Below are 21,749 nucleotides of genomic sequence, written 5' to 3' on the forward strand. Positions count from 1 at the left end.
CTTCCGAGGTGTCGCGGACCCGCCGCTTCGTGGTGTGCGGGCGTCGTCAGACGTTGTTGCGCACCGACAGCAGGCTCTCCAGCTGCTCCTCGCGGTCCTGCGCGGCCACGAACAGGAGCTCGTCGCCGGCCTCCAGCGAGTCCTCGGGGGAGGGCGCCAGCACCCGCGAGCCGCGGATGATGGTGACCAGCGAGGTGTCCTGCGGCCAGGCCACGTCCCCCACCCGGGTGCCGGCCAGGGCCGACTCCGGGGGCAGCGTGAGCTCGACCAGGTTGGCGTCGCCGTGGCTGAAGCGCAGCAGGCGCACCAGGTCGCCGACGCTCACCGCCTCCTCCACCAGGGCGGACATCAGCCGCGGCGTCGAGACGGCGACGTCCACGCCCCACGCCTCGTTGAAGAGCCACTCGTTCTTGGGGTTGTTGACCCGGGCCACGACCCGCGGCACCCCGTACTCGGTCTTCGCCAGCAGCGAGACCACCAGGTTGACCTTGTCGTCACCGGTGGCGGCGATCACGACGTTGCAGCGCTGCAGCGCCGCCTCGTCCAGCGAGGTGATCTCGCAGGCGTCGGCGAGCAGCCACTCGGCCCGCGGCACCCGCTCCACCGAGATGGCGGTCGGCGCCTTGTCGATCAGCAGGATCTCGTGGCCGTTCTCCAGCAGCTCGCCCGCGATCGAGCGGCCGACGGCGCCGGCTCCGGCAATGGCGACCCTCATCAGTGCCCCGCCTCCTCTTCCGGACCCTTGGCGAACGCGGCCTCGATCTCGGCCACGTCCTCGGTCCGCATCATGACGTGGACCAGGTCGCCGTCCTGGAGGACGGTCTGCGACGTGGGGATCATCGCCTCGCCGAACCGGGTGAGATAGGCCACCCGCACGCCCGTCTCGTCCTGCAGCCGGCTGATCCGGTGGCCGATCCAGGCCGGGGAGGTGTGCACCTCGGCCAGCTGGACGCCGCCGGTGGGGTCGCGCCACAGCGGCTCGGCGCCCGAGGGCAGCAGGCGGCGCAGCATCTGGTCGGCCGTCCAGCGGACCGTGGCCACCGTCGGGATGCCGAGGCGCTGGTAGACCTCCGCCCGCCGAGGGTCGTAGATGCGGGCCGCGACGTGCTCGATGCCGAACATCTCGCGGGCCACCCGGGCGGCGATGATGTTGGAGTTGTCGCCGCTGGAGACGGCGGCGAAGGCGCCCGCCTCCTCGATCCCGGCCTCACGCAGGGTGTCCTGGTCGAAGCCCACGCCGGTGACCCGGCGGCCTCCGAAACCGGAGCCCAGCCGGCGGAAGGCGGTGGGGTCGCGGTCGATCACGGCGACCGTGTGCCCCTGCTGCTCCAAGGTCTGGGCGAGCGCGGCGCCTACGCGTCCGCAGCCCATGATGACGATGTGCACGACCGTCCTTCCGGTGTCCCGATTGTCGTTCCGCACTGATGCTGTCCAGCCGTACGTGCCGCCCGGCGTCGCCGGCCGACAGGAACAGGGTCTCAGACAGCCGCCCAAGGTACACACGCAGCGTCCGGAGTAAACCACCCCCCGCACCGGCCGGGTAAAGCCTTGGCGATGTTTTGAGCCCCTTAACGCGATCCTGATGTCCCTGGCTGGGTCCTCCCCCTGCTCGGGCCTACGATCCACTGTCGTGTCCAAACTGACCGACGTGCCCAAACGCATCCTCATCGGGCGCGCACTCCGCAGCGACCGGCTGGGGGAGACCCTCCTGCCCAAGAGGGTCGCCCTGCCCGTCTTCGCCTCCGACCCGCTCTCCTCCGTGGCCTACGCGCCCGGCGAGGTGCTGCTGGTCCTGTCGATCGCGGGTGTGTCGGCCTACCACTTCAGCCCTTGGATCGCCGTGGCGGTCGTGGTGCTGATGTTCACGGTCGTCGCCTCGTACCGGCAGAACGTGCACGCCTACCCCAGCGGCGGCGGCGACTACGAGGTGGCCACCACCAACCTGGGCCGCCGGGCCGGCAAGACCGTCGCCAGCGCCCTGCTGGTGGACTACGTGCTCACCGTGGCCGTCTCGATCGCCTCGGGCATCGAGAACCTCGGCTCGGCCGTGCCGTTCGTGGTCGAGCACAAGGTCGCCTGCGCGGTCGCCGTGATCGTGCTGCTCACCCTGATGAACCTGCGCGGGGTGAAGGAGTCGGGCAAGCTCTTCGCCATCCCGACCTACGTCTTCGTCACCGGCGTCTTCGCGATGATCCTCTGGGGCGCCTTCCGCGGCATGTTCCTCGGCGACGAGATGCGGGCGCCCACCGCCGACTTCGAGATCCACGCCGAGCACCAGGGGATCGCCGGCTTCGCGCTGGTCTTCCTGCTGCTGCGGGCCTTCTCCTCCGGCTGCGCCGCGCTGACCGGCGTGGAGGCGATCTCCAACGGCGTGCCCGCCTTCCGCAAGCCGAAGTCGCGCAACGCGGCGACCACGCTGCTGCTGATGGGCACGATCGCCGTCACCATGTTCTGCGGCATCATCGCCCTCGCCATGGCCACCGGCGTCAAGATGGCCGAGTCGCCCGCCCGCGACCTGCTGGACAACGGGCGGCCGGTCGGTTCCGACTACGTCCAGGACCCGGTGATCACCCAGGTCGCCGAGGCCGTCTTCGGGCACAACACGCTGCCCTTCCTGATCCTCGCCGGGGCCACCGCGCTGGTCCTCTTCCTCGCCGCCAACACCGCCTACAACGGCTTCCCGGTGCTCGGCTCGATCCTGGCCCAGGACCGCTACCTGCCCCGCCAGCTGCACACCCGCGGCGACCGCCTCGCCTTCTCCAACGGCATCGTGCTGCTGGCCGGCGCGGCCGCGCTGCTCGTGGTGGTTTACGACGCGGACTCCACGCGGCTGATCCAGCTGTACATCGTCGGCGTGTTCGTCTCCTTCACCATCAGCCAGATCGGCATGGTCCGGCACTGGAACCGCCACCTGGCGACCGAGCGCGACCAGGCGGCCCGCCGCCGGATGCAGCGCTCCCGCGCCATCAACGCCTTCGGCGCCACCTTCACCGGCCTGGTGCTCGTCGTGGTGCTGCTCACCAAGTTCACCCACGGCGCCTGGGTCGCCCTGCTGGGCATGGTGATCTTCTACGGCACGATGACGGTGATCCGGCGCCACTACGACCGGGTCGCCGAGGAGATCGCCGCGCCCGAGGAGCCCGGCGACGAGAGCCAGCGGCCCTCCCGCGTGCACTCGGTGGTCCTGGTCTCCAAGGTCCACAAGCCGGCCCTGCGTGCGCTGAGCTACGCCCGGATGATGCGCTCCGACACCCTGGAGGCGCTCACCGTCAACGTCGACCTCGCCGAGACGAAGGAACTCCGCGAGGAGTGGGACCGGCGCCGCATCGACGTGCCGCTGAAGGTCCTGGACTCCCCGTACCGCGAGGTCACCCGCCCGGTGGTGGAGTACGTCAAGAACCTGCGCCGGGAGTCGCCGCGCGACGTGGTGTCCGTCTACATCCCCGAGTACGTGGTCGGCCACTGGTACGAGCAGCTGCTCCACAACCAGAGCGCGCTGCGGCTCAAGGGCCGGCTGCTCTTCCAGGCCGGTGTGATGGTCACCTCGGTCCCGTACCAGCTGGAGTCCTCCGAGGTGGCCCGGCTGCGGGCGCGGCGGCGGGCGAACTGGACCGCCCCCGGTTCGGTGCGGCGCGGACCCGCCGCCCCTTCGCGCAACGGCGGCAACGGCGGCAACGGCGAGCGGCGCGACCGCAAGGGCTCGACCCGGGCGGACGGGTCGTAGGGCGGCCCTGCTGGCCTTCGTCGGTGGTGTAGCCGGCTCCCAGGGTGACCCGGGTGGCCTGGCCGGGCCGGCTGGGCCGGCCGGGCCGGCTGGGCCGGCCGGGCTGGGCGGCGCCGGGCCTGAGGGTCCGCCCACGCGCTGCCGGCGGGTCCGCCCGCGCCCGGGCCCGGCGGGTCCGCCCGCTCCCCCTGCCCGTCCGGTCCGGAATCGGTCCGGTCGGTCGGGCGCGCCGACCGCGTAGACTGGTCGGCTGTTGTCCGGACGCGCGCCACCGGTGCGCGCGCCCGATTCGTCACCGAGGTTGTGGAGTCACCCCGCCATGCAGGCACAGGAGAAGAAGTCGCTGGTGGGGGAGGAGTACGAGGTCGAGATCGGCCCCGTGGCCCACGGTGGGCACTGCATCGCCCGGACCGACGAGGGCCAGGTCCTCTTCGTCCGGCACACGCTGCCCGGCGAGCGCGTCGTCGCCCGCGTCACCGAGGGCGAGGAGGGCGCGCGGTTCCTGCGCGCCGACGCCGTGGAGATCCTCGAGGCGTCCAAGGACCGCGTCGAGGCGCCCTGCCCGTTCGCGGGCCCCGGCAAGTGCGGCGGCTGCGACTGGCAGCACGCCAAGCCGGGCGCCCAGCGGCGGCTCAAGGGCGAGGTCGTCGCCGAGCAGCTGCAGCGCCTCGCCGGGCTCACCCCGGAGGAGGCCGGCTGGGACGGCACCGTGATGCCCGCCGAGGGCGACAAGGTGCCCGCCGGCGAGGTCCCGTCCTGGCGCACCCGCGTGCAGTACGCCGTCGACCCGGACACCGGGCAGGCCGGCCTGCGCAAGCACCGCTCGCACGAGGTGCAGGTCATCGACCGCTGCCTGATCGCCGCCGAGGGCGTCAGCGAGCTCGGCATCGAGCAGCGCGACTGGTCCGGCATGGAGAGCGTGGAGGCCATCGCCGCCACCGGCTCCCAGGACCGCCAGGTCATCCTCGCCCCGCGGGTGGGCGCCCGGCTGCCCATCGTCGAGCTGGACCGTCCCGTCTCCGTGATGCGGGTCGGCGAGAAGGACGGCGGGGTGCACCGGGTGCACGGCCGCCCCTTCGTCCGCGAGCGGGCCGACGGCCGCACCTACCGCGTCGGCAGCGGCGGCTTCTGGCAGGTCCACCCGAAGGCCGCGGACACCCTCGTCACCGCGGTGATGCAGGGCCTGCTGCCCCGCAAGGGCGAGACCGCGCTCGACCTGTACTGCGGCGTCGGCCTCTTCGCGGGCGCGCTCGCCGACCGCCTCGGCGACGAGGGCGCGGTCCTCGGCATCGAGTCCGGCAAGCGCGCGGTGGAGGACGCCCGCCACAACCTGGACGGCTTCGACCGGGTCCGCATCGAGCAGGGCAAGGTCGAGGCGGTCCTGCCGCGCACCGGCATCACCGAGGTGGACCTGATCGTCCTCGACCCGCCCCGCGCCGGCGCCGGCCGCAAGACCGTCGCCCACCTCGCCTCCCTCGGCGCGCGCCGCGTCGCCTACGTCGCCTGCGACCCGGCCGCCCTCGCCCGCGACATCGCGTACTTCCGCGACGGCGGCTACCGGGTCCGCACCCTGCGGGTCTTCGACCTGTTCCCGATGACCCACCACGTGGAGTGCGTGGCGATCCTGGAGCCGGTCAAGAAGGGCGACTGACCGCCTGGAGACAGGGACTCACGGCGTGCCGGAGCGGAAGGTGCCTCGGCCCGCCGAGAGCAGCGCGAGGATGCGGACGCCGACCTCGGCGGGGTCGTCGGCCGGGGTGGGGAACGGCAGGCGTACGTCGTTCCACGCCGTGGCGCGTTCCAGGCGCAGGGTGACGCCGTAGCGGTCCAGCCGGACGGGCAGGACGCGCACCGGGTGCTCCCGCTCGGTGTCCGGGACGACGAGGCGGGCGAGTTCCGCCACGTGGTCGGCGTGGGCGCCGGCCAGGTGGTGCAGCAGGGAGGCCTCGCAGGTGGCCAGGGGGTCGGGTTCGGCCGTCTCCAGCCGGCTCCAGGGCACGAAGGTGCGGCCGTCGGCGCCCTCGATGACCGCCTGGTGGAGCAGGACGCAGGCGCTCCCGTCCCCGTCCGGGTCGAAGGGACCGGCCGTCACGCCCGTGAGCGTCACCCGCGCGCGCAGCCGGTCGCGTACCGGGGTGGGGGCGATGTCGGTGAGCTCCACCCTGATCGGGGCGTCGGACGTCCGGGCGCCGGACGTCTCCTCGGCGTCGGGACCGTGCAGGTGGATGCGGTGCATCGCCGCCGTCCCGTCGAGGCGGTGGATCTCGTGACGCCGGCCGTCGGTCACCACACTCATGGAGTGGGCGGCCGCGAGGATCGACCGCATGCGCTCGGCGGGGGTCGGGCGCGTGGTGGGGACACTGCGAAGGCGCATGGGGGCTCCCGGGACGACGTCGCTTCGAATGGTTAGGTGAGGCTAACCTAACTTAGCGCTTGCGGTGTCGATGCGCACCCCTCCCGGGCCCGTGCCGCTCGTCGTGTCGCACCAGGCTCCTACAGTCCTCCCATGACACGATCCACTCCCTCCGGTGCGCCCACCGGCGGCACGCATGACGGTGACCAGCCACGTGAGGAACTCGCGCCCCGGTCGGCGGAGTTGAGGGCCGGCCCCCAGACCGCCACTCCCGCCGAGGCGGGCGAGCGGGTCAGGGAGCTCCTGCGGTCGGCGGCGTCCGGCGGCGGCGAGGAGGCCCTGCGGCCGGCCGTGCGGTACAGCGAGGCGTCCGACTGTTCCACCGAGGAGCTGGCCCGGTTATGGGCGATCGCCGACGGAGACCCGTTCGGCTTCGCCGCGGACCTGCCGGCTCCGGCGTACCACGCCCGCAAGGCCGTCAGCAGGCTGGTCGCCCTGTCCGCGCCGGGTGACGGCGGGCACGCCCTGAGGCTGGCGGCCCGGTTCCTTCCCGCGGACCGGTTCGCGTCCACGTTCCTCCTTCGCATGTGGTGGACGTCGCCCGACCCGGACGGCCTCGCCGAGCACCTGCTCGCTCCGGCGTTCCGCCAGGAGGGCAGGACAGAGCTGCGACTGCCGTACGCCCCCTCGCTGCGCGGCCTGCGGCACCTCACGATGCTGGAGAAGCTCCACCTCGACACGTGCGGGGAGCTGACCGACCTCACCGAGGTCGGCGCACTCACCGGCCTGAGGGACCTCGATCTCGGCGGCTGCCGGAGCGTGGAGGACCTCACCCCGATCGGCCGCCTCTCCCGGCTCACCCGCCTCGACCTGAGCCGGTGCGGCGCCGTCGAGGACTTGGCGCCACTGCGGCACCTCGGCCACCTGCGCCACCTGACCCTGAACTGGACCGCCGTGCGCTCCCTGGGCGGCTTGGGGCCGGTGCTCCCCGCCCTAGAGTCCCTGGATCTCCGCTTCTGCGGGTCACTGACGGACCTGGAGGGACTCGACGAACTGCGGAACCTCGCCCACCTCCAGCTGAGCGACCTCGACGGGCTCCGCGATCTGTCACCCTTCGCGGCTCTGCCGCAGCTCCGGTCCCTCACCCTCCGAAACTGCGGCGGGCTGAGATCGCTGGAAGGGCTGGACGGACATCCCCGTCTGGAGAAGCTCGGCATCCACGGCAGCTCCGAACTGACCGGCGCCAAGGGCCTGGAGGGGCTTCCGGCACTGCGGGAGGTGACCCTGACCGGATGCTCCTCCCTGGCCGATCTGAGAGGGCTCGGCGGCCTGCCCGCACTGCGCACCCTGATGATCAACGGCTCCGCCGTCCGCGAGCTCGGCGACCTGTCCGGGTCTCCGCTGAACAAGCTCACCCTCCTGTACATGGAGGGCCTGGAATCGCTCGACGCCCTCCGGGAGTGTCCCGGCCTGCGCGAACTGGTCCTGCGCGACTGCCCCTTGGTCGAAGGCGTGCCGGTGCGGCAGCTCGAGTCGCTCTCGCTGTCCGGCGCGCGGTGGGCGGACACGGCCGGCCTGGCCGGCCTCGGCGGTCTTCGGGTGCTCGAGCTCCGGACGTCCGCGCCGGCCGACGTCACCCCTCTCACCGCCCTGCGCCACCTCGCCGAACTCGACCTGCGCGGCTGCCGGTCGCTGAGGGACGCCAGGCCCTTGCTCGCCATGCCGTCGCTGACGCGGATCCACCTGGCCGAAGGGAGTGTGTTCTCGGCGTCGGGGGCCCTCGACCCCGTGGTGACCGAGCTCAGGGCCCGCGGCGTGACCGTGACGCTCCACCCCTGACCACCGACCTGCCCGCAGGAGACTTCCCATGCGTCCCGAAGTACTGGACACACTGACCGAGTTCCGCGAGACGGCCCTCGCCGAGGGCATACCCCCGGAAGACATCAGGCGATGGACGGACATCGCCCGGCCCTGCGCCCTGCTGGACACCAGGGGGGAGGGGCCGGTGGTGGGGCGGCTTGGCGGGCCCCTCCTGCTTCCCGTCGACGCCCCCGATCCCTGGTGCAAGCTCGCCGCCACCGTCGACCTCGCCGCGGTTCCGGCCGGAGTGACCAACCTCGACCTGCCCGCCGACGGCCACCTGCTGCTGTTCGCCGACCCCGACCCGGACAGCATCGGCGAGAGGAACCTGGGCGGCGCCTTCCACGTCCCCGCCGGCACGCGGGTCGAGGAACGCCACCTCGACCTGGACCCGGAGTGGAGGAACTACCCGTACGAGACGGACTTCCCGGAAGGGCTGCTCCACCTGCGGTCCGGTGTGTCCCTGCCGTACCACAGCTCGGTCCGTGCCCCCGGGGATCCCTTCGGGTGGGAGCACCTTCCGGGTCATCCCCGGGCGGATGAGCTGGTCGAGGTGTGGACGGAGACACCGGGCGACGACATCCATCTCGGGCTGCAGCTGGGGGGTTACGCCGAGGACGAGGATCAGTGGGAGGACCCCAGTGTGGCCGCCGGACGGGAGGCGGCACGGGCGGAGGCGCGGGGGGAGCTTCCCCCGTCCGCGGCGGAGGTGCGTCCCGGGGACTGGGTGTGTCTTGCCCAGTGGGTGCACGGGCTCGACGGGCTGGAGATGGCCCTCTACTCGTGGTCGATCGCCCGGCAAGACCTGGCGGCGGGCCGCTTCGACCGGGTCTACGCGACGATGACCTGGAACCCGTGACGCCGATCCGCGCCCCCGACGACCGGCCGGCCGTCGGGGGCGCGGACGCCTAACGCGCCGCGCCCTCGTCCGCGGGCGCCGGGCGGCCCAGCCCTTCGAAGAGCATGGCCGTGAGCGCGTCGGCCACCGTGGTCACCGGGAGGTCGCCGTCGGGGCGGTACCACTCGATGAGGGAGTTCACCGTGCCGAACAGCAGGCGGCTCGCCAGGTGGGGGTCGATGTCGTCGCGCACGCCGCCCTCGGCGGCGGCGCGTACGACCAGGCCGGCGAAGCGGTGGTCGAACTCGCGCCGCCGCTCCAGGGCCCGCCGCTCGGTGTCGCTGTTGCCGCGCAGTCGCAGCAGCAGGGTGACGTAGGGCAGCTCGGCGGCCAGCACCTCGACGCTGCGGTGCAGGACGTGCCGCAGCCGGGCCGTCGCCGTCGCGCCGGGCGCCGCGGGGTCCTCGTCCAGCACGGCGAAGACCGCGTCCAGGGCGCGGGTGACGGCCAGGGAGAGCAGTTCCTCCTTGCCGGAGACGTGGTGGTAGATGCTGGACTTGCTCAGGCCGAGGCGCCGTGCCAGGTCCTCCATGCCGGTGCCGTCGTACCCGCGCTCGTTGAAGACCGCCACCGCGACCGCCAGGAGGGAGTCGCGGTCGTAGGCGGGCCGTTCCCCGCGCCGGGCGGGGCGGCCGGTCGGCGTGTCGGTCATCCGCTCATGGTGTCGGGCGGACGGGGCGGGTCCGGACAGGTCAGGCTCCACGCAGGTCCTCGATCCGGCGGAGCTTGCCCAGTGAACGCTCCAGGGTCTCGGGCTCCACGATCGTCACCTCCACGCTCACGCCGACGCCGTCCTTGACGCCCTTGGCGATCGCGCGGGCGGCCGCCTCGCGCTGCTCCGGCCCCGCGCCGCGGGCGGACTCGACGCGGACGGTCATGTGGTCCATCCGGCCCCGGGTGCTGAGCCGGATCTGGAAGTGCGGGGCGACGCCGGGCGTGCCCAGCACCACCTCCTCGATCTGGCTCGGGAAGACGTTCACCCCACGCAGGATGATCATGTCGTCGCACCGGCCGGTTATCTTCTCGATGCGGCGGAACGCCGGGCGGGCGGTGCCGGGCAGCAGCCGGGTGAGGTCCCGGGTGCGGTAGCGGATCACGGGGAGCGCCTCCTTGGTGAGCGAGGTGAAGACGAGCTCCCCGCTCTCCCCGTCGGGCAGCAGGGCGTCGGTGACCGGGTCGACGACCTCGGGCAGGAAGTGGTCCTCCCAGACGTGCAGGCCGTCCTTGGTCTCCACGCACTCCTGCGCCACGCCGGGGCCCATCACCTCTGACAGTCCGTAGATGTCGACGGCGTGGATGCCCATGCGCTCCTCGACCTCGCGGCGCATCGCCTCCGTCCACGGCTCGGCGCCGAAGATGCCGATCCGCAGGGAGGTGGACCGCGGGTCGACGCCCTGGCGCTCGAACTCGTCGAGCAGGGTGAGCATGTAGGACGGGGTGACCATGATGATCTCGGGCTGGAAGTCCTGGATGATCTGGACCTGCCGCGCCGTCATCCCGCCGGAGGCGGGGATCACGGTGCATCCGGCGCGCTCCGCGCCGTAGTGGGCGCCGAGCCCTCCGGTGAAGAGGCCGTAGCCGTAGGAGATGTGGACCTTGTGCCCGGGGCGGCCGCCGGCCGCGCGGATCGAGCGGGCGACCACGTCGGCCCAGGTCGAGAGGTCCTTCTCGGTGTAGCCGACCACGGTGGGGCGGCCGGTGGTGCCGCTGGAGGCGTGGACGCGACGCACCTCGGACATCGGCACGGCGAACATGCCGAAGGGGTACGTCTCCCGCAGGTCGGCCTTGGTGGTGAAGGGGAACCGGGCCAGGTCGCCGAGGGTCCGGCAGTCGTCGGGCGTCACGCCCGCGTCGTCGAACTTCTTCCGGTACAGCTCGACGTTGTCGTAGGCGTGCCGCAGCGTCCGGCGGAGCCGGTCCAGCTGGAGCGCCTCCAGCTCTTCCCGCACCATCCGCTCGGCGTCGTCCAGCAGGTCCGCCGGAAGGGCTTCGCCGTGGCGGCGCGTGGCGTCCACCGGTGCGCTCGGTTCGCTGGTCATTGCGGCTCCTCGCATTCCTTGCTCCCAACAGTGCGGCCGCGGTGGCGGAAAAGCGCCCGCTGCCCCGCCTCACGACCACCCTCGCACCACGGACCCCGGCCGCGGCCGACAGGGCCGCGCACGCCGTCCGCCCGGAGGAAGGACGGCGTATGTGTCACGACTTGTACCACCTTGTGCACCGACCGAACATTCGGTTAGCGTGCGGCGAGGCCAGTAATTCAAGCCATGCCAGTGCCTGTCAAGGGGATGAGTCACATGCAGAACCCAGCCGCCGAGGCGCCCGACTTCTTCGCACGCCACCGGACCCTGCTGGAGAAGGCGGTGTCCGCGGCGGCGAGCCGGGAGCACTGGACGCCCTATCCCGAGTCGCCCAGCAAGTCGGTCTACGGCGAGGACGCCGCCCCGCTCGGCGAGGCCGCCTTCAAGGAGCAGATCGGCAGGCCGTTCGACCTCCCCGGCCACCCGGCCGAGGGGCGGGTGGCGCCCGAGGAGCAGTCCCCGTACGGCTTCCCGCTCGGGATCAGCTACCCGCGCCTGACGCCCGACGCGGCCGTGGCCGCCGCCGGCAAGGCCGTCGCGGCATGGCGCGCGGCCGGCCCGGACACGCGCGCCGGTGTCGCGGCGGAGATCCTCGCCCGGCTGAACGCGGCGAGCTTCGAGATCGCCCACGCCGTCCAGCACACCACCGGCCAGGCCTTCGTCATGGCCTTCCAGGCCGGTGGCCCGCACGCCCAGGACCGCGGCCTGGAGGCCGTGGCCTACGCGTGGGCGGCGCAGAAGGCGCAGCCGGCCGCGGCCCGCTGGAGCAAGCCGCAGCGCAAGGGCGGCGCCCTGGTGATGGACAAGAAGTTCACCCCCGTCGGGCGGGGCGTCTCCCTGCTCGTCGCCTGCAACACCTTCCCCACCTGGAACGGCTACCCCGGCCTGTTCGCCTCGCTGGTCACCGGCAACCCGGTGCTGGTCAAGCCGCACCCGGGAGCCGTGCTGCCGCTGGCGCTCACCGTGCGCGTCGCCCGCGAGGTGCTGGCCGAGGCCGGCTTCGATCCCGACCTCGTCCTGCTGGTCACCGAGGCCCCCGGCGGCCGCGACGCCGCCACCCTCGCCCTGCACCCGGACGTGCGGATCGTCGACTTCACCGGTTCCACCGAGTTCGGCGACTGGCTGGAGGAGAACGCCCGGCAGGCCGCCGTGTACACCGAGAAGGCCGGACTCAACACCGTCGTGCTGGACTCCACCGACGACTACCGCGGTCTGCTCGGCAACCTCGCCTTCTCGCTGTCGCTGTACAGCGGGCAGATGTGCACCACCCCGCAGAACCTGCTGATCCCGCGCGAGGGCATCGCCACCGACCAGGGCCCGCGCACGGCCGACGAGTTCGCCGCCGACCTCGCCGCCGCCCTGGACAAGCTGCTCGGCGATCCCGCCCGCGCGGCGGGCACGCTCGGCGCGATCGTCAACGACGGCGTGCGCGGCCGGCTGAAGGAGGCCGCCGAGGTCGGCCGCACGGTCCGCCCCTCGACGCCCGTCGAGCACCCCGAGTACGCGCGGGCTGACGTGCGGACCCCGCTGGTGGCGCGCCTGGACGCGGAGACCGACCGCCAGGTGTTCACCCGTGAGTGGTTCGGGCCGGTGTCGTTCGTGATCGGCACCGATTCCACCCGGCACAGCCTTCAGCTGCTGCGCGAGACGGTGCGCGCCCACGGCGCGCTGACCGCCGCCGTCCACTCCACCGACGAGGAGGTGCTGGCCGCCGCCGAGGAGGCCGCCCTGGACGTGGGCGTCCACCTCTCCGAGAACCTCACCGGCCAGGTCTTCGTCAACCAGTCCTCCGCCTTCAGCGACTTCCACGGCAGCGCCGCCAACCCCGCGGCCAGCGCCACCCTCTCCGACGCGGCGTTCGTCACCGGCCGCTTCGCCGTCCTGCAGTCCCGCCGTCCCGTCGCCGCCGCTGTCGAGGAGAACGCCTGATGCCCGAGGACGTCTATCTGGTGGACGGGGCGCGCACCCCGCAGGGCCGCTACGGCGGCGCCCTGGCCTCCGTGCGCCCCGACGACCTGGCCGCCCTGGTCGTCGGCGAGGCCGTGCGCCGCGCCGGCATCCCGGCCGAGGCCGTGGACGAGGTGATCCTCGGCGCGGCCAACCAGGCCGGCGAGGACAACCGCGACGTGGCCCGTATGGCCGTCCTGCTGGCGGGGCTGCCGCACACCGTGCCCGGCTACACCGTCAACCGGCTCTGCGCCTCGGGCCTGACCGCGGTGGCCTCGGCCGCCCAGGCGATCCGCTCCGGCGAGGCTGACCTGGTCGTGGCCGGCGGCGCCGAGTCCATGACTCGCGCCCCCTGGGTGATGCAGAAACCCGGAACCCCCTGGGCCAAGCCGGGCGAGGTGCACGACACCTCGCTGGGCTGGCGGTTCACCAACCCGCGCTTCGCCGCCGCCGACCGCGCCGTGCCCGCGGGCGCCGGACCCGAAACGGTCAAGCACACCCTGTCGATGGGGGAGACCGCCGAGGAGGTGGCCGCGCTCGACGGCATCACCCGCGCCGACTGCGACGCCTTCGCGCTGCGCAGCCACCGGCGCGCCGTCGCCGCCCAGGAGGCCGGCCGCTTCGACCGCGAGATCGTGCCGGTCCCCGTGAAGGACGGCGAGGTCACGCGGGACGAGGGCCCGCGCCCCTCCACCACCCTGGAGAAGCTCGGCACGCTGCGCACGATCTTCCGTGAGGGCGGCGTCGTCACCGCCGGTTCCTCCTCGCCGCTGTCCGACGGCGCCGCCGCCCTCGTCGTGGCGAGCGGTACGGCCGTCGAGCGGTACGGCCTCACCCCCCGGGCCCGGATCGTCACTTCCGCCTCGGCCGGCGTCCAGCCGCACCTCATGGGACTCGGGCCCGTCCCCGCCACCGGGAAGGCACTCGCCCGGGCCGGCTGGGAGACCGCGGACCTCGACGCCGTCGAGCTGAACGAGGCGTTCGCCGCCCAGGCCCTGGCCGTCACACGGCGGCTGAAGCTGGACGAGGACAAGGTCAACGCCGACGGCGGAGCCATCGCGCTGGGGCACCCGCTCGGCTGCTCCGGAGCGCGCATCCTGCTGACCCTGCTGGGCCGGCTGGAGCGGGAGGACGCCCGCAGGGGCCTGGCGACCCTGTGCGTCGGCGTCGGCCAGGGCGTCGCGATGCTGGTGGAGAGGGTGTGAGCGCCATGGACGCGCACACGTACGAGACCCTGCTGGTCGAGGAGCGCGGCGACCGGGTCGTCGTCACCCTGCACCGGCCCGACGCCCGCAACGCGATCAGCGGACAGATGATCGACGAGCTGCACCAGGTCTGCGCCGAGCTGGAACGCCGGCCGAGGCTGCTGCTGCTCACCGGCCACGGCCGGGTCTTCGCCGGTGGCGCCGACATCGCCGAACTGCTGGAGCGCGGCCGCGACGAGGCGCTGCAGGGCATCAACAGCCGCCTGTTCGAGCGGGTGCGCCGCCTGCCCATGCCGACCCTCGCCGCCGTCGACGGCTGGGCCCTGGGCGGCGGCGCCGAACTCGCCTACGCCTGCGACCTGCGGATCGCCGGACCCGACGCGGTCTTCGGCAACCCCGAGCCCGGACTGGGCATCCTCGCCGCGGCCGGCGCCTGCTGGCGCCTGCCCGAGCTGGTCGGCGAGTCGGTCGCCAAGCAGGTGCTGCTCGCCGGACGCAACCTCGACGCGCGGGCCGCCCTGGCCGCCGGGCTCGTCATCGACGTCGTCCCGGCCGAGAAGCTGCCGGCCGCGGCGCACGCGCTCCTCGACCGCATGGCCCGGTCGTCCGCCACCGCCCTGCGCCTGACCAAGCTCGTCGTCGACTCGCCCGGCGCGCACCCGGTCGCCGACGACCTGGCCCAGGCCGTGCTCTTCGAGGGCGCGGACAAGAAGGACCGCATGACCCGTTTCCTGGAGAAGAATGGGAGCCGCGCATGACCGCCGCAGCACCCGCACCCGCCGTCGTCGGGGTGATCGGCGGCGGCCGCATGGGCGCCGGCATCGCCCAGTCCTACGCGGCCGCCGGATCGGCCGTCACGGTCGTCGAGAGCGGCTCCGCGGCAGCGGCCGCCGCCCTGGACCGGGTGGCCACGGGCCTGGCGCGGGCCGCCGAACGCGGACGGCTTCCCGAACCGGCCGAGGCGGTCCTCGCCCGCGTGTCCACGGTGGAATCGCTGGACGCGCTGCCCGCCGGGGCCGACCTGGTCGTCGAGGCCGTGCCCGAGGACCCCGCGCTCAAGGCCCGCGTCCTCGCCGCCGCCGAACGCGCGGTGGACGCGAGGACCGTGCTGGCCAGCAACACCAGCTCGCTGTCGGTCACCGAACTGGCCGCCGCCCTCACCCGGCCCGGCCGCTTCCTGGGCATGCACTTCTTCAACCCGGTGCCCGCCTCGGACCTGGTGGAGATCGTGGTGGCCCCCGGCACCGACCCCGCCACGGTCGAAGCAGCCCTGGAGTGGACCCGCTGCCTCGGCAAGAAGGACGTCGTCGTCAAGGACTCGCCCGGCTTCGTCAGCAGCCGCCTGGGCGTCGCGCTGGGCCTGGAGGCCATCCGCATGGTCGAGGAGGGCGTGGCGGCTCCCGAGGCCATCGACGACGCCATGCACCTGGGCTACAGGCACCCCATGGGGCCGCTGCGCCTGACCGACCTGGTCGGACTGGACGTGCGCCTGGCCATCGCGGAGCACCTGCACCGCACCCTCGGCGAGCGGTTCGCCCCGCCGGCCCTGCTGCGCGAGAAGGTCGCCAGGGGCGAACTCGGCCGCAAGAGCGGACAGGGTTTCTACACGTGGCAGTGACGGCGGCAGTGGTGCCGGAGCCCGGTGCCGCGGACCCCGGTCGCCGCGGGAACTGACGGGTCCCGGGCACTTGCCGAACGGAACAGGCTCGACATAACATCGACCGAACGAACGGTCGGTTGGGTTGGCAGGGAGAGGTGACACAGGGATGACGGCACAACAGGCCGCCTCGTCGGCCGTGATCGGTGCTTCCGACGCGGAGACGGAGACGGAACTGCAGGAGCGGTTCGACGCGACGATCGCGCGCGACCAGCGCATCGAGCCGCGCGACTGGATGCCCGAGGGCTACCGCAGGACGCTGATCCGCCAGGTGGCGCAGCACGCCCACTCGGAGATCATCGGCATGCAGCCGGAGGGCGAGTGGATCACCCGGGCGCCGTCCCTGCGGCGCAAGGCGATCCTGTTCGCCAAGGTGCAGGACGAGGCGGGCCACGGCCTGTACCTCTACTCGGCCGCGGAGACACTGGGCGTCGACCGCGCCGACCTGACCGAGCGGCTGATCGAGGGCCGGCAGAAGTACTCCTCGATCTTCAACTACCCGACCCTGACGTTCGCCGACGTCGGCGTGATCGGCTGGTTCGTGGACGGCGCCGCGATCTGCAACCAGGTCCCGCTGTGCCGCAGCTCCTACGGGCCGTACGCGCGGGCGATGGTGCGGATCTGCAAGGAGGAGTCCTTCCACCAGCGGCAGGGCTACGAGATGCTGATGACGATGATGCGCGGCACCGAGGCGCAGCGCGAGATGGTGCAGGACGCGGTGAACCGCTGGTGGTGGCCGTCCCTGATGATGTTCGGCCCGCCGGACGACAACTCGCCCAACTCCGCGCAGTCGATGGCGTGGAAGATCAAGCGGCACAGCAACGACGAACTGCGGCAGCGGTTCGTGGACATGACCGTCCCGCAGGCCGAGAAGCTCGGCGTCACCCTGCCCGACCCGGAGCTGCGCTGGAACGCCGAGCGCGGCCGCCACGACTTCGGCACCCCCGACTGGTCCGAGCTGATGCGGGTCATCAAGGGCGACGGCCCGTGCAACGCCGAGCGGGTCGAGCGGCGGCGCGCCGCGCACGAGGAAGGCGACTGGGTGCGGGAGGCGGCCCTCGCGCACGCGGCCAAGCAGGCAGAACGCGCCGAGAGCGCGGAAAGGGGAGTGGCGGCATGACCGGCGAGAAGCGGGACTGGCCGTTGTACGAGGTGTTCGTGCGGGGCAAGCGCGGGCTGAACCACGTCCACGTCGGATCGCTGCACGCGGCCGACGACCGGATGGCGCTCACCCACGCCCGGGACCTCTACACCCGGCGCAACGAGGGCGTGTCGATCTGGGTGGTGCGCAGCGAGCACATATCCGCCTCCACCCGTGACGAGAAGGACCCGTTCTTCGCGCCCAGCGCGGACAAGGTCTACCGCCACCCCACCTTCTACGACATCCCCGACGACGTCCCCCACATCTAGGAGCAGGGCATGAGTGACGACCACGTCTACACGGCCCTCGCCGAGGAGCACGAGGACGACACCCGGTGGGCCTACGGCACCGGTTTCGAGGACCCGCTGCACGGCGTGGACACCGCCGTCCCGGCGGGCGTCGACGGGGCGGAGCTCGCCGCGCTGTGCCTGGCCCTGGGTGACGACGCGCTGGTGAGCGCGCAGCGGCTGGCGGAGTGGACCACCCGTGCCCCCGAGCTGGAGGAGGAGGTGGCGCTCGCCAACATCGGCCTCGACCTGCTCGGGCAGGCCCGTCTGCTCTACGCGCGGGCCGGCCAGGTCGACGGCACCGGCCGCGGTGAGGACGCCTACGCCTACTTCCGCGACGCCGGTGACTTCTGCAACGTGACCCTGGCCGAACTCCCCAACGGGGACTTCGCGTTCAGCACCGCCCGGCTGCTGGTCCTGTCCAGCTGGCGGCTGGCCCACCTCCAGGGCCTCACCGCCTCGCCCGACCCGGTGCTGCGCGCCGTCGCGGCCAAGGGCGTGAAGGAGCTGACGTACCACCGTCAGTACGCGGCCGAGTGGGTCGTCCGGCTCGGTGACGGCACCGAGGAGTCGCACCGCCGGATGCGCGCCGGTCTCCAGCAGGCGGGCGCGTACCTGGGCGAGCTCTTCGACGCCCACGACGCCCGCGAGGAGGTCCTCGCCGTCCTCGGGCAGGTCGCCGACGCGGCCGGTCTCGCGGTGCCGGAGGTCGTCCCCGGCGGCGGGGGAGCGGGCCGCCTGGGCCGTCACACCGAGCACCTCGCCCCGCTGCTCGAGGAACTGCAGTCGGTGGCGCGCGCCCACCCGGAGGCGACATGGTGACCGTCCTCGGGGACGCGCGCCGCGCCCGGCACGTCGCCGAGCAGGTGCCCGACCCGGAACTGCCCATGCTGACGCTGGCGGACCTCGGAGTGCTGCGCGAGGTCGAGGTCGGCGAGGACGGCACGGTCGTCGCGAGCCTCACCCCCACTTACTCCGGCTGCCCCGCGATGGCCGAGATGCGGGCCCAGGTGGCCGCCAGGCTGAGGGACGCGGGCTTCGAGCGGGTCGAGGTCCGCACGGTGCTCGACCCGCCGTGGACCACGGACTGGATCACCCCCGAGGGCCGGCGCAAGCTCGCCGAGCACGGCATCGCCCCGCCCGGCCCCGCGCCGCGCCACGCGTCCGGCCCGATTCCGCTCACGCTGACGCCGACGCGGCGCCGGGTGTCCTGCCCGCGCTGCGGCTCGGCGGACACCGAGGAGACCTCCCGGTTCGGCGCCACGTCCTGCAAGGCGCTGTGGCGCTGCCTCGCCTGCTGCGAGCCGTTCGAGTACGTCAAGGAGATCTGATGGCCGACCAGTTGGCCCCCGCCGGCGAGGCCCCCGCTGCCGGACGGCGCGTGCGTCGCCGCCCGGCCTTCCACCCCCTGCGGGTGTCCGCCGTCCAGCGGCTGTGCGAGGACGCGGCCGCGGTGAGCTTCGACGTCCCCGAGGAGCTGGCGCGGGAGTTCGCCTTCGCACCCGGCCAGTCGCTCACCCTGCGCCGCCAGGTCGACGGACGGGACGAGCGGCGCTCGTACTCCATCTGCTCGGCGGCCGGCGCCCTGCCCCGGATAGGAGTGCGGGTGGTGCCCGGCGGGCTCTTCTCCTCCTGGCTGGTGCACGAGGTGCGGCCCGGCGACGTCGTCGAGGTGATGGCTCCCACCGGCGTCTTCACCCCCGACCTTTCCGCCCCCGGCCACCACGTGCTGGTCGCGGCCGGGTCCGGCGTCACCCCGATGCTGTCCATAGCGGAGTCGGTCCTCGCCGCCGACCTCCGCTCGCGTGTCACGCTCTTCTACGGCAACCGCCGCACCGACTCGGTGATGTTCGCCGACGAGCTGGCCGACCTCAAGGACCTCCACCCGGGCCGCTTCCAGCTCGCGCACGTGCTGTCCCGCGAGCCCCGCGAGGCGGAGCTGCTGTCCGGGCGGCTGGACGCGGAGCGCTTCGCGGCCCTCGTCGACGGCCTGGTCGACGTGGAGGAGGCGGACCACTGGTGGCTGTGCGGCCCGCACGGCATGGTCCTCGACGCCCAGAAGGTCCTCGCCGACCTGGGCGTGCCCGACGAGCGGGTCCACCAGGAGCTGTTCTTCGCCGGCGACGAGCCGCTCGCGCCGGTGCGCCGGGAGGAGCGGGGGCCCGACGGGCCGGTCAGCGAGGTCACCGTCGTCCTGGACGGCCGTTCCACCACCTCCGCGCTCTCCCGGGAGGAGACCCTCCTCGACGGGGCCTCCAGGATCCGCCCCGACCTGCCCTTCGCCTGCAAGGGCGGCGTCTGCGGCACCTGCCGGGCGCTGGTCAGCGACGGGGAGGCGGACATGCGCCGCAACTACGCGCTCGAGGCGGCGGAGGTCGAGGCGGGCTACGTGCTGACCTGCCAGACCTTCCCCTGCTCCGACACCCTGACCGTCGACTTCGACAGCTGACGGGTGCGTCCGGAAACCCTGCGCCGGCCACCACCGGGCAGGGTTTCCGCGCTGCCCGGCTGGGGGTCGCGCCCGCGTCGAGGTCGCGCCGCTTCCGGGCCCGCGCCGGGTTCGCGCCGTGCCGGGGCCGATCCGAGGTCGCCCGCGCCGGGGTCGTGCTACGCCGGGGTCGTGCGGCGGCAGTGCCGCGTGGGGCTCCGCGGGGCTCATGCCGTGCCGGGTCGCACCGTGTCCGGGCTCGCGCCGCTGCCGGGGTCGCCCGCGCGGCCCCTCCGGAACGGCCGGGTCCTGCTGCGCCGCGCAGGGCTCGCGCCGTGCTGCGCAGCGCCCCGTCGGCACCTGCGCGGGCCGCGCCGGCGCCCGCACTGCGCCGCGCCGGCACTCGTGCCGTGCCGCACTGGCACCCTCACTGCGCCGCGTCGGCACCCGTGCCGTGCCGCACCGGCACCCGTGCCGCGCCGCGGCGGCCCATCCTGCGGTCCCGGCGGGCACCCGCTGTCACGAGTGGTCACGCCCCGCGCGGGACGGAGCGCCGGGGCGGGCGGGCGCCGGCACCGTGGCTGGCGGTCGTGGATTCTTCACTTATTATTCAAGCGGCCGCGGGGCGGTCACGCGTTGCCGCACGCGGCGTCCGCGGAACGGTCGGTCCGACCGGACGAGGAGCGTGGCCTGCGCCGGAACCTGGGTCCGGGCGGGGACCACATGACGCCGATCATGCGAATCTCGGGGAATCGAGTGTCCGCCGACACGTGCCTGAGTGGTGTGGGACGCCCAGCCCACCCATCCGCGAACGGAAGATCCCCAGGGAGAAGTGAGGTATGCCAGTGATCTGCGTCGGAGGCATGATCGGCACCGGTAAGACGAGCGTCGCCGAGCTGCTGGCCAAGGGACTGGGGAGCCAGGTCTTCTACGAGAGCGTGGAGGACAACCCGATCCTCCCGCTCTTCTACACGGCGAGCCCCGAGGAGATCCAGGCGCGGCGCTACCCCTTCCTGCTCCAGCTCTACTTCCTGCAGACCCGGTTCGCCTCGATCAAGGAGGCCTACCGGCAGGGTGACAACGTCCTCGACCGCTCCATCTACGAGGACTGGTACTTCGCCAAGGTCAACCACGAGCTGGGCCGGATCAGCTCCCTCGAGATGCAGGTCTACGAGGGCCTGCTCGACGAGATGATGCGTGAGATCGACGGCCTGCCGTACCGCAAGGCGCCGGACCTGATGGTGTACCTCAAGGCATCCTTCCCGACGGTGCTGTCCCGGATCGGGATGCGCGGCCGCGACTTCGAGCAGGACGAGAGCCTCGTCGAGTACTACCGCACCCTGTGGGCCGGCTACGACGACTGGGTCCACAAGCACTACTCGGCCAGCGAGGTCCTGGTCATCGACATGGACCGCACGGACGTGGTGAACAACCCCGAGGACGCGGACCGCGTGCTGCGGGAGGTCGAGACGGCCCTCGCGGCCGCCCGCTGCCTGACCTGAGACCGCTCACGCAGGACGCACCCGGCCGTGGAGGGCCGGGTGCGTCTTTCGTCGTGCAGGGTTTCGCGCGTCGGGTGCGTCAGCCGCCCACGTACCAGCTGAAGCCGCCGCTGTTGGCGGCCACGAGCAGCAGCACGAGCCACAGGACCACGTCGACGACACCCAGGATGATGCCCGCCTTGGCCAGACCGGCGCCGTTCTTCGCTCCCGCCTGCCGCCGGGCCACGACGCCGAGGACGATGGCCAGCGGGCCCAGGATGATGTTCATGATGAACAGGCCGACGATGCCGCAGCACAGGCTCGCGATCGCCAGGCCGTTGGTGCGCGATCCGGAGGACGCGGCCGAGGGGTTGCCGTAACTCGTCATTGCTCACTCCCGGTTGAGGTCGGCTCGCTTCTGTCGTGTCATGCGCCTGCCCCCATGTCGGGATCGCATGTCAAATAGACGTAAGTAAAGGCGAGTTAAGTGACTCAGCAGGGCCCGGCGGGGTCCAGGGCGGCGCGGGCGGCAGGCGGCCGGGGCCCGTGCGACCAGGTAACGATTCCCCTCTCCGACAGAATCAGCCACCGTCCGGTCACCATGTGATCGAACCCGGTCCTACAATTCCGTCCTGCACCCGCACGGCTCCGACACCGCAAGTGTTCCGGTCCGCAGGGGTGGGATCGGGG

At 72.9% G+C, this 21,749-nt stretch carries 20 protein-coding genes; 14 read left to right on the forward strand and 6 right to left on the reverse strand.

The genetic code is table 11. The features are described from left to right. Positions 1 to 46: 46 nt before the first annotated feature. Both ACOV8S_RS02545 and ACOV8S_RS02550 read right to left on the reverse strand, forming a co-directional pair. On the reverse strand, positions 47 to 715 hold the full coding sequence (locus ACOV8S_RS02545; protein ID WP_382557648.1) for a potassium channel family protein: 669 nt from the start codon (positions 713 to 715) through the stop codon (positions 47 to 49). Continuing rightward, complete coding sequence (locus tag ACOV8S_RS02550) at positions 715 to 1,386, reverse strand: NAD-binding protein (protein WP_448315878.1); 672 nt, start codon at positions 1,384 to 1,386, stop codon at positions 715 to 717. Before ACOV8S_RS02550 ends, ACOV8S_RS02545 begins: the two co-directional genes overlap by 1 nt. A 244-nt stretch (positions 1,387 to 1,630) precedes the next feature. On the opposite strand from ACOV8S_RS02550, the gene ACOV8S_RS02555 reads away from it, so the two are divergent. Both ACOV8S_RS02555 and ACOV8S_RS02560 read left to right on the forward strand, forming a co-directional pair. Beyond that, the gene (locus tag ACOV8S_RS02555; RefSeq protein WP_448315879.1) at positions 1,631 to 3,724 is read left to right on the forward strand and encodes an APC family permease; all 2,094 of its coding nucleotides are present in this window, start codon (positions 1,631 to 1,633) and stop codon (positions 3,722 to 3,724) included. Positions 3,725 to 4,043: 319 nt separating this feature from the next. Continuing rightward, complete coding sequence (locus ACOV8S_RS02560; protein ID WP_448315880.1) at positions 4,044 to 5,375, forward strand: class I SAM-dependent RNA methyltransferase; 1,332 nt, start codon at positions 4,044 to 4,046, stop codon at positions 5,373 to 5,375. Between the two features lie 18 nt (positions 5,376 to 5,393). Here the strand turns inward: ACOV8S_RS02560 and ACOV8S_RS02565 are convergent, their stop codons facing one another. Further along, positions 5,394 to 6,098 (reverse strand): DUF2470 domain-containing protein, encoded by a 705-nt coding sequence (locus ACOV8S_RS02565; protein WP_448315881.1) that lies wholly within the window; start codon positions 6,096 to 6,098, stop codon positions 5,394 to 5,396. 132 nt (positions 6,099 to 6,230) lie between these two features. Between ACOV8S_RS02565 and ACOV8S_RS02570 the strand changes: the two genes are divergently transcribed. Together ACOV8S_RS02570 and ACOV8S_RS02575 are read left to right on the forward strand one after the other, a co-directional pair. Further along, positions 6,231 to 7,916: a leucine-rich repeat domain-containing protein gene (locus ACOV8S_RS02570; protein ID WP_448315882.1), complete on the forward strand. Its 1,686-nt coding sequence runs from the start codon at positions 6,231 to 6,233 to the stop codon at positions 7,914 to 7,916. A gap of 28 nt (positions 7,917 to 7,944) precedes the next feature. Continuing rightward, the gene (locus tag ACOV8S_RS02575) at positions 7,945 to 8,796 is read left to right on the forward strand and encodes a DUF1963 domain-containing protein (protein ID WP_448315883.1); all 852 of its coding nucleotides are present in this window, start codon (positions 7,945 to 7,947) and stop codon (positions 8,794 to 8,796) included. A gap of 49 nt (positions 8,797 to 8,845) precedes the next feature. Here the strand turns inward: ACOV8S_RS02575 and ACOV8S_RS02580 are convergent, their stop codons facing one another. Both ACOV8S_RS02580 and paaK read right to left on the reverse strand, forming a co-directional pair. Next, positions 8,846 to 9,487 carry a TetR/AcrR family transcriptional regulator gene (locus ACOV8S_RS02580; protein WP_448315884.1) on the reverse strand — a complete coding sequence of 214 codons (642 nt, stop codon included), beginning with the start codon at positions 9,485 to 9,487 and terminating at the stop codon, positions 8,846 to 8,848. A 40-nt stretch (positions 9,488 to 9,527) separates the two neighbouring features. Then, positions 9,528 to 10,874, reverse strand: a complete 1,347-nt coding sequence (paaK, locus tag ACOV8S_RS02585; protein WP_448315885.1) for a phenylacetate--CoA ligase PaaK — start codon at positions 10,872 to 10,874, stop codon at positions 9,528 to 9,530. A gap of 255 nt (positions 10,875 to 11,129) precedes the next feature. On the opposite strand from paaK, the gene paaN reads away from it, so the two are divergent. The 10 genes from paaN (at position 11,130) to ACOV8S_RS02635 (ending at position 21,080) form a co-directional block, all read left to right on the forward strand. Then, complete coding sequence (gene paaN, locus ACOV8S_RS02590) at positions 11,130 to 12,842, forward strand: phenylacetic acid degradation protein PaaN (RefSeq protein WP_448315886.1); 1,713 nt, start codon at positions 11,130 to 11,132, stop codon at positions 12,840 to 12,842. Next, on the forward strand, positions 12,842 to 14,065 hold the full coding sequence (locus ACOV8S_RS02595; protein ID WP_448315887.1) for a thiolase family protein: 1,224 nt from the start codon (positions 12,842 to 12,844) through the stop codon (positions 14,063 to 14,065). Before paaN ends, ACOV8S_RS02595 begins: the two co-directional genes overlap by 1 nt. Before the next feature lie 5 nt (positions 14,066 to 14,070). Beyond that, entirely contained in the window at positions 14,071 to 14,823 is a 753-nt protein-coding gene (locus tag ACOV8S_RS02600; RefSeq protein ID WP_448315888.1) for an enoyl-CoA hydratase/isomerase family protein, read from the forward strand. After that, positions 14,820 to 15,683: a 3-hydroxyacyl-CoA dehydrogenase family protein gene (locus tag ACOV8S_RS02605; RefSeq protein ID WP_448315889.1), complete on the forward strand. Its 864-nt coding sequence runs from the start codon at positions 14,820 to 14,822 to the stop codon at positions 15,681 to 15,683. The genes ACOV8S_RS02600 and ACOV8S_RS02605 overlap by 4 nt, the downstream gene beginning before the upstream one ends. A 148-nt stretch (positions 15,684 to 15,831) precedes the next feature. After that, positions 15,832 to 16,842, forward strand: a complete 1,011-nt coding sequence (gene paaA / locus ACOV8S_RS02610; protein WP_448315890.1) for a 1,2-phenylacetyl-CoA epoxidase subunit PaaA — start codon at positions 15,832 to 15,834, stop codon at positions 16,840 to 16,842. Next, positions 16,839 to 17,132, forward strand: coding sequence for a 1,2-phenylacetyl-CoA epoxidase subunit PaaB (gene paaB, locus ACOV8S_RS02615; RefSeq protein ID WP_108952091.1), 294 nt, complete (start codon positions 16,839 to 16,841; stop codon positions 17,130 to 17,132). The genes paaA and paaB overlap by 4 nt, the downstream gene beginning before the upstream one ends. Positions 17,133 to 17,141: 9 nt before the next feature. Further along, positions 17,142 to 17,972, forward strand: coding sequence for a 1,2-phenylacetyl-CoA epoxidase subunit PaaC (paaC, locus tag ACOV8S_RS02620; protein ID WP_448315891.1), 831 nt, complete (start codon positions 17,142 to 17,144; stop codon positions 17,970 to 17,972). Next, positions 17,966 to 18,481, forward strand: coding sequence for a 1,2-phenylacetyl-CoA epoxidase subunit PaaD (gene paaD, locus ACOV8S_RS02625; RefSeq protein WP_448315892.1), 516 nt, complete (start codon positions 17,966 to 17,968; stop codon positions 18,479 to 18,481). The genes paaC and paaD overlap by 7 nt, the downstream gene beginning before the upstream one ends. After that, positions 18,481 to 19,599 (forward strand): 1,2-phenylacetyl-CoA epoxidase subunit PaaE, encoded by a 1,119-nt coding sequence (paaE, locus tag ACOV8S_RS02630; protein ID WP_448315893.1) that lies wholly within the window; start codon positions 18,481 to 18,483, stop codon positions 19,597 to 19,599. The genes paaD and paaE overlap by 1 nt, the downstream gene beginning before the upstream one ends. 818 nt (positions 19,600 to 20,417) lie before the next feature. After that, positions 20,418 to 21,080 carry a deoxynucleoside kinase gene (locus ACOV8S_RS02635; protein ID WP_448315894.1) on the forward strand — a complete coding sequence of 221 codons (663 nt, stop codon included), beginning with the start codon at positions 20,418 to 20,420 and terminating at the stop codon, positions 21,078 to 21,080. A 79-nt stretch (positions 21,081 to 21,159) separates the two neighbouring features. Here the strand turns inward: ACOV8S_RS02635 and ACOV8S_RS02640 are convergent, their stop codons facing one another. Beyond that, on the reverse strand, positions 21,160 to 21,447 hold the full coding sequence (locus ACOV8S_RS02640; RefSeq protein WP_382560504.1) for a DUF4190 domain-containing protein: 288 nt from the start codon (positions 21,445 to 21,447) through the stop codon (positions 21,160 to 21,162). Positions 21,448 to 21,749 lie beyond the last annotated feature (302 nt).

This window comes from Streptomyces sp. CO7 (assembly GCF_053474865.1).